This window comes from Desertibacillus haloalkaliphilus (genome assembly GCF_019039105.1).
GTDB lineage: Bacteria > Bacillota > Bacilli > Bacillales > KJ1-10-99 > Desertibacillus > Desertibacillus haloalkaliphilus.
The window spans coordinates 39048-52021 of sequence record NZ_JAHPIV010000003.1; the positions used below are offsets into that span (position 1 = coordinate 39048).

Genomic DNA, 12974 nt, shown 5'->3' on the forward strand with positions numbered 1-12974 from the left:
ATGGAACAAAAAGTCGGTTTCTTTAAATCGATTCAATTTAAATTGATTATTATTTATGTGCTCCTCATATTAATTGCGATGCAAATAATTGGAGTTTATTTTGCGAGGCAGTTAGAAGGTCAGCTCGTTTCGAACTTTTTTGATACGCTTGATGAACGTGCGAACCTACTTGCATATAATGTCGAGCAAGAAATGATAAAGCCAAGAGAGGGTGAAAACTCATTAGAGCGCGATATCAACCGCCTCTTGCGCGAATTTTTCTCGATTGAAAATTCCGAAGTGCAAGTGATCGACAGTAACAAAGTTGTGATAAGCACCTCAAATTTTAATAACCGCCATATCGTCGGTCAACAGACGACAGAGGTCCGTGTCAAACGAGCGCTCGTTGGGACAAAGGACGAGATTATACTAAGAGATCCGCAAACAGGCCATCGGATGAGAGTGATGGCTGTCCCGATTAAGTCAAACAATGAAACAATCGGTGCCATTTATATTGAAGCTTCAATGGAGGATATTTATAACCAAGTTCAGCAAATCAATAACATTTTAGCTTCAGGGACGATTATTGCCCTGGCAATATCAGCCGTTCTAGTGGTTTTGATTGCGAGAACGATTACTAGGCCAATTATGGCGATGCAAAAATTGACGAGGAGAATGGCTAAAGGTGACTTCTCTAGTAAGGCGGAGGTATATAGTAGTGATGAAATTGGCCAGTTAGCGATGTCTTTTAATGATCTATCATTGAAGTTAAGAGAGGCAAATGCAACAACAGAAGGTGAACGAAAAAAGCTTATGTCTGTGTTAACTCATATGACTGATGGGGTCATTGCAACGGATGATGATGGCCACATTATTTTGATGAATAAGCGTGCGGAAGAACTGTTAGCGATAAAAAGTGAGGATGCCCATAAGTTGAGCTTACCTGAATTGCTTCGTCTGCCTGAATCCTTTACGTTAAAAGATTTGTATGATCATCCTGAAACTGTCCTACTTGATTTTAGTGATGATGATTGCGCGTATCTACTAGAGGCTAATTTTTCAATCATTCAAAAGGAAAGTGGACCGATCAACGGGTTAATTACCGTTCTTCATGATGTTACGGAACAAGAAAAAATCGAACAAGACCGCAGGGAATTTGTTGCTAATGTTTCGCATGAATTACGAACGCCGTTAACAACGATGAAAAGTTACCTAGAGGCCCTTGAGGATGGCGCTATTAAAGACCCAGAGATTGCACCAAGGTTCTTAGACGTTACTCAGAATGAAACAGAGCGGATGATTCGCCTCGTAAATGACCTTTTGCAGTTGTCGAAGATTGATACTCGAGACTATCAATTGAACAAAGAGCTCGTTGACTTGCGCGCATTTCTAGAAATGATCATTGACCGTTTTGAGATGATGTCAAAGGATCGAAAAATAACATTCGTCCGCAAACTGCCAGCTTATCCAACTGAGCTTGATATTGATCGTGATAAGCTCACACAGGTGTTAGATAACATCATTTCCAATGCGATAAAATACTCCCCTAAAGGTGGTAAAGTTACAATCGAGTTGCTCCATCAGGGCCATAATGTCAGGATTGGTATTTCAGATGAAGGGGTAGGGATTCCGAAAGAAAGTCAGGGGAAAATCTTTGAACGCTTTTATCGTGTGGATAAGGCTAGAGCAAGAAGCATCGGCGGGACTGGATTAGGGCTAGCAATCGCCCGTGAGCTTGTGCATGCCCATGGTGGCGAAATCTGGGCATCTAGTGAAGTTGATGCTGGAACGACGATATTCTTTACACTCCCATATTCCCCCATTCAGGGAGGTTTATCAGAATGACATATGAACAGATGAAATCAGCTGTACTAACGTTTCTTGTCCTTTTGAGTGTTATCCTAACGTGGCAGCTTTGGACATTTCAGCCTGAATATAGCTTGTTAGAAGAAGAGCCTGAATATATTGAGAGCGATCCAATTGGTGAGGAGAAAGCGGTGGCTGAAGTTATTCAACCTGAACAAATGGTGCTCCATAATGGTAGTGATGATTACATTGTTACCCATGAAGATGCGTTATTTACAGAACTTTATAATGTCTTATTATCGAGTGAAATTGATGGGGTATTTACCCCTGCAAATGAAGGTCTTCAATCGTTATTAGCGATTGAACATGGGGTTGAGGTGGTTTACCCGACTTCTGTCGTTAATGATGTGTTTTTACGTAAGCTTACGGTCGATGCTGATGATTTCCATATGCCGCTAGAAGAGGTTGATCGTGTATTGCTTTTTACAACGAGTGACTCAGATTATGTTCATATTCGTTTCGTTTCTGAAAGTGGACAACGAATTGTTCAAGCATTTACAAATTACCCGAGCGGTGAATTTGAAGATCATTTCTTATCGCAAACAAATGAATTGCCTAAAGCAGTTTCATATCCTGCACATATCACGAATGAAGGCTTTTCAGTTCAACATTATTTACCTGAAGAAACCTTGGCATTTGACCGGTTGTCTTATACATCAACATTAACTTCAGCGACTGACTTTAGACAAATTCTCTTTAGTGATCCAAATTATGTGAAGTTTTACCGTCAAGAGGACGGAGATCAAGTGTTTACTGATGGTAATCGCATGATGACAATTAGCGGAGATCGTAACTTTATGGATTATATTCATCCAGTTTTTACAGATAACCAAGAGCCGGGCTCGACTGATATTGTTAGCCGTGCTTATGAGTTCATAAATGGGCACAGTGGCTGGACTGACATGTATCTCTTATATGATTGGACGTCTTCAAGTGTAAGGGACGAAGCGCTTTTTCGAATGAATGTTTCTGGCCTACCGGTTTTTGCTGTTGAAGGTGAAGACCGAGCTTATATTTATGTATCACAGTCTGGTATTCAAATCTCGCGGTATGTTCGTCCTTTGTTTGATTTAGATGCAGAGCCAATCAATGCGAGAGAACAGGTGATACTACCGTCTGGACAAGAGGTGCTGACATATTTGGAGTCAGAAGGGTACTTAGAGCGACAGAGGCGCCCTGAAGTGAAAGTTGGCTATGAGTTAACGAAGGAAAATGCAATTATTACCTTAGAACCACACTGGTTTATCGGGTATAATGGCCATTGGGAAAAGATTTCATTCGGTGATCGAAACGATCTGGAGGACGAACGCGATGGATTGGAGTAGAACAAAAACCATATTTATTGTTACGTTTCTGTTTTTAAATTCTTTTCTCATTTTCCAATTGATTGAACAAATGAATGCAAACCAAATTAATATCATTGCTGAAGCGACGATTCAAGAGCGCTTAGAAGAAATGAATATAGAGATTGATGTTGATATACCTGAAGAAGATATTGCAGGAATCTATATTGTCGGTAGTAGTGTGGGCTATGATAATGAGATCAGAGATTTTTTGAGTGATCAACAAATTCGGATCGTTGATGAAACGACCGTCATTTCAACTCTTGATGAGCCTTATGAGCTTGGACCAGCTGACTATGGCATTCAATTAGACCGGTTTTTAGACGAATATATTTGGCGTGGCGAAGAGTATCGTTTTGCAGGTTGGGACGAGGAACTTCGTCAAGTGGTACTCTATCAAACCTATGATGATGTTATGATCTATACCTTTGACGAAGTGTCATTGCTGTTGCAGCTTAATGAAGAAGGCGAGATTACTGGTTATCAGCAAAATTATTTAACCATTAATGAACAAGGTCAAGAACGAGAAGTTTTATCTGGTTTACGAGCGATTGAGACTCTCTTAAATGAACAATTGATGATGAGTAATCACGTCGTGTCGCATCTTGAATTAGGGTACTATAGTTTGTTGCAGCCGTTTGGTGGTGTACAAGTATTTGCGCCAATGTGGAGAATCACCGTTGATGATGACAATTATCTCGTTCATGCGATTGATGGTTCAATACAACAAGTAAACTAACGAAACGTCTCGTTTTAAGGACCATCTTGTAGTCTATGAAAATGGAGTGAATCATATGAGTTTATCGTTCAGTGTGTTAGCAAGTGGAAGTACGGGGAATGCCGTATACGTTGCAACAGAAAAGCAACGGTTGTTAATTGATGCTGGCTTGAGTGGTAAAAAAATGGACATGTTATTTGAAAAGGCTGGCTTAGACCCCGCGCAGTTAGATGGGATATTGGTGACACATGAACATAGTGACCATATCAAAGGGGTCGGGATTATAGCTAGAAAGTATAATGTACCGATCTATGCCAATGAAAAAACCTGGAATGCGATGGAACAAGGACTTGGGAAAATCCCATTAGATCAGAAGTTCACGTTCGCGCCAGAACAAGTCCAAACGTTTGCTGATCTTGATGTTGAATCTTTTCGTGTTTCACATGATGCGGCTGAGCCAATGTTCTTTGTCTTTCACCATCAGGGGAAAAAGCTCGCACTTGCAACGGATCTTGGTTATGTGAGCGATCGTATTAAAGGGACAATTAAGGATGCCAATGCGTTAATATTTGAAGCGAATCATGATACGAATATGCTACGTATGGGGCGTTACCCATGGAGTGTTAAACGTAGAATATTAAGCGATGTTGGTCACGTTTCAAATGAAGATGCAGGTCTCGCACTTGCCGAAGTTATCGGTGACCAAACATCTAGCATTTATTTAGCGCATTTAAGTAAAGATAATAATATGAAGGATCTAGCAAGGTTAACGGTTAAACAGACATTAGAAGGAAAAGGATTTCAAGTCGGTGATCAGTTTCATTTATATGATACAGATCCCGAGAAGCCAACGGAGATTGCTGTCGTTTAGCCTACATGTAGCGGTTTAATGTGTATTCAAATGGGGAAATCTATAAAAAGTATGAGAAAATATCGAAATCCTGGGGAGCATATAGATTTTAAACGCAGGTGTTAGTTAAAATAAGATAAACACATTCCTTAAGACATCGTTCAAAATATAAATATAGGATGGTGAAAAAGTCATGGGTTATTATGATGAACACTATTCAAATGAACGCAGAAGTGAACAAAGGAATCGAAAAGGGATTGGTTTATCTGCGTTTGTCGGTGCGGTTGTTGGGGGACTTGTTGTCTTGCTCGCACAGCCACTGCTGTCACCAGACCAAGGTGGTAGTGAAGTAGCGGATCCAACAACAGTCCCTATTGAGACCGAACAGTTAGTAGGTGTAGATGAGTCTGTGAATGTCTCCGTTAACTCAGATATTACAGAAGCCGTTGAAATGGTTTCTGATGCTGTTGTTGGTGTAATTAACTTACAGCAATCAAACTTTTGGTCTGAAGCTGGTGGAGAAGGCACGGGTTCTGGGGTCATTTATAAAGTAGACGGTGACCGCGCCTTTGTTGTTACAAATCATCATGTGATTGAAGGAGCGAGCCAAGTTGAAGTTAGCTTAAGTGATGGCTCACGAGTCGAAGCCGAAGTACTAGGTGCTGATATTTTCACTGACCTTGCTGTTTTAGAGATTGAAAGTGAGAATGTCACAACTTCTGCTGAGTTTGGTAACTCCGAACTACTTCGCGTCGGTGAACCAGCAATTGCCATTGGCAATCCACTTGGGCTAGAATTTTCACGTTCTGTCACCCAAGGGATCATCAGTGCGACTGAACGTAGCATCCCAGTTGATCTAAGTGGTAACCGCCAAGTCGATTGGCATGCTGAGGTTATACAGACAGATGCAGCGATTAATCCAGGAAATAGTGGCGGCGCACTCATTAACATTCAAGGTCAAGTGATTGGAATTAACTCAATGAAGATTGCGCGGAGTTCCGTTGAAGGGATTGGATTTGCAATTCCATCTTCGTTAGCGATTCCGATCATTAATGATTTGGAACGCTTTGGCGAAGTTCAACGGCCACAGATGGGAGTTGGCATTCGCTCGTTATCAGAAATTCCAAGCTATCATTGGCAGCAAACATTAAACTTACCTGACGATGTCAAAGCGGGAGTATTTATTATGAGTGTTTCTCCAATGTCGCCAGCAGATCATGCTGGACTGGATGAGTACGATGTCATTGTTGGTCTTGATGATAATGAAATAAAAGACAGCCATGATTTAAGAAAGTACTTATACACAGAGAAAAGCACTGGTGATCAGATGGAAGTATCTTTCTATCGGGATGGACAAAAGCAAACAGTTACATTAGAATTAACAGAAGAAACTTATTAACATGTGCAAAAGCAGAGGACCTTGCTAAGGGTAAGGGTCCCTGCTTTTATTTTTGATTGATAAAGGAAATGATTGAAGGGAGTCTTAATTATGTATATGTGCTGCGTAGAGCATGTTGAAATAGCGATTGACGAAGTTGTTGATGAATACCACACTGCACCAGTTGTTGAGAAATTAACAGAGGAGTCTGTTTTATCCACAAGTTGTTCTTTTTGTTCTAAACAGGCTTTGTATAGGATTTCGGAATAGTCTGTGAATAAAAACTGTTGATATGTGGATAACTACTGTGGATAAGTTGTGAGGAAGGGTGAATGACTTGTGAATATTTCGATTGTTGTTGTTGGGAAGCTAAAGGAGAAATTTTTGAAATCAGGAATAGATGAATTTACGAAACGAATTCGCCCCTATGCGAAGATAGATATCATTGAAGTCGCTGATGAGAAAGCACCGGAACAACTAAGTGATGTGGAGATGGACCAAATAAAAGCAAAAGAGGGCGAGCGCATTCTTGCGAAAATTCCTCATGACACACATGTGATTGCATTAGCGATCGATGGCAAGATGTATAGCTCAGAACAACTAGCAAAGGAAATTGATCAGCTCGCGACGTACGGTAAAAGTAAGCTTGCGTTTGTGATTGGCGGGTCACTTGGACTAAGCGATGAGGTCATGAAACGCGCCAATGGGACCATCTCATTTTCAAAGATGACTTTTCCACACCAGCTCATGCGCTTGATTCTTGTCGAGCAAATTTACCGTGCTTTTAAGATTAATCGGGGGGAACCGTATCATAAGTAGGTGGGGGTTATCTTATTGATCATGATGAAGGGCAAAAGGAGAGAGAAAAGCGTTGGAAATGTCTTTCATAGGGGTGATGAAGGACAAAAGAGCATAGAAAAGCGTCTGAAATGTCCTTCATAGGGGTGATGAAGGACAAAAGAGCATAGAAAAGCGTCTGAAATGTCCTTCATAATAGCGATGAGGGACACACAGCCGTAAAAGGCTGTTCCTTAATAGGAACAGCCCGGTCATTATATTCTCTCTGTTACGGCTACTGGGACGGCTGGATCTAAAATCTTGTCTTTTTTGACTTCGTATAATCCATGAGGCGTTAGACGTAGTCCAGGTAGAAAATCACACGTCAAAAACAGTAACGAATATAAAATGTCATGGAATGGATAGCCACGTTCTTGCATCGCGGTTAAAAACTGATTTTGGTAAGTAACGGCTGTGTCAAATGAAGTGGAGGTTGTCATCATTCCGGTTAACGGTAACGGGATTTCTAGGACGATTTCGTCGTTATCAACAAGGACAACACCTCCGTTAAGCTCATGGACTCTTGCGGCTGCCTTCGCCATTGCTTTAGGGTCTTTACCCATCACTAATAGTTCGGTTGTTGTGTTATACGTCGTGGCAAGCCCATCTATGTTCTTTGCGTAATTTTGTAAAAGCGCTTTCGATACCCAATTTCCATTTCGGTCAATTAAAAAGGCTTGGACGAGGTCTTCGTGTTGAGAAAGATCAATAAAGCCATTCTTAGACGGGAGAGTCGCGTCTGTTCGCTTACTGATCACTGTACTTAAAAAGTGAGCGACAGGGACTGGCTGTTCTGGGACTGGATGTGGGTAACGGTATAAATCTGGGTTTTCTATGACCGACTTTGCAACGGTAAATGGTTCTCTGACTAAGTATTGCTCCCAATTAATATTAGGGAGCTTCGTTGTTAGCTCGCCGTTCTCAGCGACGATTTCCCCTTTGGCGATTACTTGTTCAGGGCGGAAGCTTGTTAGGTCTGGTAAGAGAAGCACGTCTGCTTGTCGACCAGGTGCTAAGCCGCCAATATACTCGTCTAATCGTAAGTAAGTGGCTGGATTTATCGTCACCATTTGAATGGCTTGAATTGGATCAATGCCCAGTTCAACCGCTTTTCTGACAAGACCGTCGACAAAACCTTCCTCATCAATAAAGGATGGGTGTGGCCCATCAGTCGTCATAATGACTCGACTTGTATTTACTTTTTGTTCGGTAATCAATTTAATGATTTCAGGTAGATCAGGGCGAAGGGAACTGTTTCGCAGGACAGTCCAGATGCCTAAACGCAACCGGTTTAATGCTTCTTCTGTCGTAATCGCTTCGTGACAAGCGTTAACACCAGAAGCAGCAATTGCATTTAATTTTTCATAGTTACAGCCAGCATTATGGCTATCAACGACTTTTCCTAATTTTTTTACGTGTTCAACCGTATCTAATACAAATGGATCTGCATCATAAAGTAACGGCCAACGCGTGACTTCGGCGCTGCCAAGGACGTCATCAAGCTCGAGTAACGATTGGATATCCTTTTGATTGAACCATTGTCTTTCTTTAGGATAATCAGATTGAGAGACGAGTCGGATCAACCAAAAGAAACTTCCAGGGAGCGTTCGTAAATCTTTAATCATATCCTTTAATCCCTTTGCTCCCATGTGCAAATAAAAGAATAAGTTATCATTAACAGTTGTCGTTGTACCTAATGGTAAGACCTTACCTGTGACACTAACCGGATTATAAAACACCCACGGGTGGGCATGAGATTCAATAAACCCAGGGGAAATATACTTTCCAGTCGCATCGATAACGTTTGTTTGTTCTCCAATCGAGTGCTCGCTTTCACCGAGGTAGGCGATACTGTCTTTATAGATCGCTACGTTGTGTTTTAGTAATTCCCCAGAGTACACATTGATGACGGTTCCGTTTTTAATATAAATGTCTGCAGGGCGTTCTCCTTTAGCAACTTCAATTAACTCCGCTCTTGTTGCGTTAAGTTTCATTATGTTCAAATCCCCCTTATTATGTTTTATTAACTATCGTTTAATAAATGATATTATACTAAAAATTTTAAATATTTACAAAAGTTATTGATCGATGCGATGATTGTTGATCCAGAAAAGAAAGTAGAACAGCAAATGAAATGTTTCGTTAGTTAACTTAGCTGTTCACAATATTGTCACGTTACATAGGGTGCTATTTTTATCACGCGTGTCATTTCACGAGGAGTTAAGCTGATATAATAGAGTAATAGAAAAAATAATAAAGGGGATTGAGAGTTGACAAATATGGAATTAAAAAATAAGGAAGAGTTGAGCCAACAAAGTCGTCCATTTCGAACGATGATTAAACAGCTTGTTGAGCATAAATATTTTCAACCGATTGTTATAGCAATTATTCTTTTAAATGGCTTGGTTATCGTTGCAGAGAGCTATTTGACTGGTAACGGGTTATTACTTTTCTTAGATCAAATCATTGTTTGGGTATTTGTACTTGAGCTAGTCTTGAAAATTATCGGTCTCGGATTTAAAGGGTACTTTTCGCAAAGGTGGAATATCTTCGACTTCACGATTGTTGTCGCTAGTTTAGCCTTTTATAATACACCATTTGTTAGTGTCCTGAGATTGATCAGGGTCTTGCGATTAATTCGCATGATTCCGGCGATTCCAGCACTACGTAAAATCATTGACTCGTTAATGAAATCGATCCCGGCCTTAACCGGAATCTTGGGCTTATCAATCTTAATTTTTTCAATCTATGCGATCATCGGGACGACTTTCTTTAGAGATGTATTGCCTTATGAGTTTTTTGGTAGTTTCCATACGGCATTATTTACGCTAATGCAGGTTGTTACCTTTGAGTCGTGGGCGAGCCAAGTGGCTAGGCCGGTTATTAATGAAATCCCATGGGCTTGGGTTTATTTTGTCTCCTTCATTATTATTGGAGCATTAGTTATTTTAAACCTTGTCGTTGCTGTTATCTTAAGCTATTTAGGACAAGAGGACGAAGTGAACCGTGAGGAGCAGATGGACCGGCTATATAAAGAGAATCGTGAATTAAAGCACGATATCGAGGAAATAAAACAAATTCTTTTAAACCAGCAAAATAATAGAGGAATGGATGGGGCGCCTCGTGATGAAGAAAAGCATTCTTCATAGACGTAGCACAGATGACTTACGTTGTCTGTGCTTTTCTTATTACTGAGACACTGCAATCATGATAAAAACGAACCTATCATTACGTTTGTTTGTAGTTAGAATATATGATGATTGAAATAAAGCCACTTTTATTGAATCGAATTTGACCACTTCTGATATGATAGTTGTACCTATTAAGACAGTAAAAAGTAAGTTAAGAGGTTATATCTAATATTTTCTGAATATTCAAAATAAAAATGTTTCTATTTGTTATAAAAGCTTGCAAACAACATATATTGAACTCAGAAGTCGTGATAAATTGAGCCCATAAGGAGGAATTTGAATGAGATTAGAGGAAAAAGTGGCAATTATAACTGGGGCTGGTTCTGGTATTGCAAAAAATATTGCATTTCGGTTTGCAAAAGAAGGTTGTGCAGTTATTTGTGCTGATATTAAAGGTGAAGAAGAAACGGCAGCTAAAATTAATGAAGCTGGTGGCAGAGCGTTAGCTATTAAATCTGATGTTTCTAGTTTAAATAGTTGGGAAGAGTTATTGAAGAAAACCATCGACGAATTCGGAACAGTGAATATCCTTTGTAATATAGCTGGAATTTCTGAAGCAGTTGATATTGTGGACTTAACAGAGGAGCAATTTGATAACATGATAAATGTTAATCTAAAAGGAGTATTTTTTGGAATGAAAGTTGTTTTGCCAGAGTTAGTAAAAAACGGGTACGGGAAAATTATAAACATCGCTTCACTTGCTGCACATGTAGGGTTAACTGGACTTCCAAGTTACTCAGCTTCAAAAGGAGGTGTCATTTCATTAAGCCGTCAAGTGGCAATGGACTATGCCGATCAAAATATCCAGATAAATGTAGTGTCACCTGGTATTATTGAAACACCGATTTTAGCAAATAACCCTCCTGAAGTTACAAAAGCATTTACAGATGCTACTCCGATAGGTCGTTTAGGGAAACCAGATGAAATAGGAAATATGGTACTTTTTCTTGCTTCTGAAGAATCCGATTTTGTAACTGGTCAGGCAATAAAAGTAGATGGGGGTTGGGGGTCTAAATAAATTCCAAGAATCTGGTGATAATTAATGTTGAAAAGGGAGATTTTGGAAAGGACTATCTTCTTATAGATGGTCTTTTTTTATTTGAGAAGGTCAAATAACTTTTTACAAATTACCCGATCAACATTTAATACCACCAATATTTAACATTTTAGTTAAATAGGTAAGTTTTCAATACTTCGATTCTATGGAGCCGTTCATTATGCTAAAATATTATCTATGAGTGTACAGTTGGTATTTTAAGTGAAACCTAGTAGGAGGAAATTATGAGTATATTAGAGCTACTAGATGAGGTCAATGCCGTATTATGGGGGCCTCCTAGTTTAATTTTATTATTTGGGACAGGGTTATTTTTAACCGTAGTTTTAAAGGGATTGCAATTTCGCCATCTCATCTACGCCTTTAAGTTAGGATTTGGTAAAGAAGATCAGAACGATGCCACAGCTGCTGGTGATGTTAGTCACTTCAAAGCATTGATGACAGCTCTTGCAGCGACGATTGGTAATGGAAATATTGCTGGTGTAGCAACTGCGATTACATTGGGAGGGCCAGGAGCGCTCTTTTGGATGTGGATTGTTGGATTGCTAGGTATGGCTACGAAGTATGGTGAAGCGTTGCTTGCGGTGAAGTATCGTGTAAAGAACGAAAGAGGCGAATACTCAAGTGGACCGATGTATTATATCGAACGAGGGCTCGGCCGTAAATTCAAATGGCTAGCGTTATTCTTTGCATTATTCGGTTCGCTTGCAGCCTTTGGTATTGGTAATAGTGTCCAGTCAAACACGATTGCTGATGTTGCTAGTAATAGCTTTGGGATGCCGGGCTGGCTCACAGGTGCTCTCTTAATGATCCTTGTTGGTTTCATTGTTTTTGGAGGTCTCCAACGAATTAGTGCTGTTGCTAGCTTTTTTGTACCGATTATGGCTTTTCTATATATTAGTGGAGCGATTCTTATTCTAATTTTAAATTATGATATGATCATTCCTGCTTTTGAACTTATTTTCTATTATGCCTTTAATCCAGTCGCAGCTGCTGGTGGCTTCCTAGGAGTAGTCGTATCTGAGGCGATCCGTAACGGGGTAGCCCGCGGAGTGTTTTCCAATGAGGCGGGTCTTGGTACTGCGGCGCTAATTGCTGGTAATGCACGTGCGGATCATCCGGTTAAACAAGCGCTTGTGGCGATGACTGGTACATTTATTGTCACGATTATTGTCTGTACGATGACCGGGTTAACGCTGCTGATTACAGGTTTCTGGGATCCATCTGGTGGTTTGATTTCGGGAGTACAGCACGATGCAACACTTGAAGGTGGTGCATTAACAAGTGCGGCCTTTGGTTCAGCTCTTGGAATCATAGGGGAATATATTGTCTCATTTTCTGTGGTTTTCTTTGGTTTCTCAACGATTGTTGGTTGGTATGTCTACGGAGAGAAATGCTTCGAATATCTCGTTGGTTCAAGAGGGATTGCTGGTTACCGCTTAGCTTATATTGTGGCTTGTGGAATTGGAGCGGTTGCTAATCTTGCAACGGTATGGGCTTTTGCAGACATGGCTAATGCGTTAATGATGATTCCTAACTTAATTGCGCTACTTCTTCTCTGGAGAGTGATTGTTGCAGAAACGAATGATTACTTTACAAACTTTTATAAACATGCGAATGCAGTAGGGTCTGTAGAGAAAAAGATTGGATAATATGTTATATAGCACGAATTTGTTGGTACTCTTATATTCAATGGGTGTCTTAAAGGAGATTGAACAACCTTTAAGACACCTATTTTTTTGTTGCAGGAGGACTTCC

At 40.2% G+C, this 12974-nt stretch carries 11 protein-coding genes; 10 read left to right on the forward strand and 1 reads right to left on the reverse strand.

Features of this window, described 5'->3' with window-relative positions; all coding sequences use genetic code 11:
* The 7 genes from walK (at nucleotide 1) to rlmH (ending at nucleotide 6953) form a co-directional block, all read left to right on the forward strand.
* Nucleotides 1–1824, forward strand: a complete 1824-nt coding sequence (gene walK / locus KH400_RS04165) for a cell wall metabolism sensor histidine kinase WalK (protein WP_217222209.1) — start codon at nucleotides 1–3, stop codon at nucleotides 1822–1824.
* A complete protein-coding gene (locus KH400_RS04170; RefSeq protein ID WP_217222211.1) occupies nucleotides 1821–3170 on the forward strand; it encodes a YycH family regulatory protein in 1350 nt (449 codons plus the stop codon). Before walK ends, KH400_RS04170 begins: the two co-directional genes overlap by 4 nt.
* Entirely contained in the window at nucleotides 3157–3927 is a 771-nt protein-coding gene (locus KH400_RS04175; protein WP_217222214.1) for a two-component system regulatory protein YycI, read from the forward strand. The genes KH400_RS04170 and KH400_RS04175 overlap by 14 nt, the downstream gene beginning before the upstream one ends.
* Before the next feature lie 55 nt (nucleotides 3928–3982).
* Entirely contained in the window at nucleotides 3983–4777 is a 795-nt protein-coding gene (locus KH400_RS04180; protein ID WP_217222216.1) for an MBL fold metallo-hydrolase, read from the forward strand.
* 172 nt (nucleotides 4778–4949) lie between these two features.
* Nucleotides 4950–6155: a S1C family serine protease gene (locus KH400_RS04185; protein WP_217222218.1), complete on the forward strand. Its 1206-nt coding sequence runs from the start codon at nucleotides 4950–4952 to the stop codon at nucleotides 6153–6155.
* A gap of 96 nt (nucleotides 6156–6251) precedes the next feature.
* Nucleotides 6252–6404: a CxxH/CxxC protein gene (locus KH400_RS04190; protein WP_246589376.1), complete on the forward strand. Its 153-nt coding sequence runs from the start codon at nucleotides 6252–6254 to the stop codon at nucleotides 6402–6404.
* A 69-nt stretch (nucleotides 6405–6473) separates the two neighbouring features.
* Entirely contained in the window at nucleotides 6474–6953 is a 480-nt protein-coding gene (gene rlmH / locus KH400_RS04195) for a 23S rRNA (pseudouridine(1915)-N(3))-methyltransferase RlmH (protein ID WP_217222222.1), read from the forward strand.
* Nucleotides 6954–7186: 233 nt separating this feature from the next.
* On the opposite strand, the gene KH400_RS04200 is transcribed toward rlmH, so the two are convergent.
* Nucleotides 7187–8965 carry an adenine deaminase C-terminal domain-containing protein gene (locus KH400_RS04200; protein ID WP_217222224.1) on the reverse strand — a complete coding sequence of 593 codons (1779 nt, stop codon included), beginning with the start codon at nucleotides 8963–8965 and terminating at the stop codon, nucleotides 7187–7189.
* Nucleotides 8966–9250: 285 nt separating this feature from the next.
* Between KH400_RS04200 and KH400_RS04205 the strand changes: the two genes are divergently transcribed.
* From KH400_RS04205 to KH400_RS04215, 3 genes are all read left to right on the forward strand, one after another.
* On the forward strand, nucleotides 9251–10120 hold the full coding sequence (locus KH400_RS04205; RefSeq protein ID WP_217222640.1) for an ion transporter: 870 nt from the start codon (nucleotides 9251–9253) through the stop codon (nucleotides 10118–10120).
* A gap of 322 nt (nucleotides 10121–10442) precedes the next feature.
* The gene (locus tag KH400_RS04210; protein ID WP_217222226.1) at nucleotides 10443–11180 is read left to right on the forward strand and encodes an SDR family NAD(P)-dependent oxidoreductase; all 738 of its coding nucleotides are present in this window, start codon (nucleotides 10443–10445) and stop codon (nucleotides 11178–11180) included.
* A 263-nt stretch (nucleotides 11181–11443) separates the two neighbouring features.
* Complete coding sequence (locus tag KH400_RS04215; protein WP_217222229.1) at nucleotides 11444–12868, forward strand: alanine/glycine:cation symporter family protein; 1425 nt, start codon at nucleotides 11444–11446, stop codon at nucleotides 12866–12868.
* Nucleotides 12869–12974 lie beyond the last annotated feature (106 nt).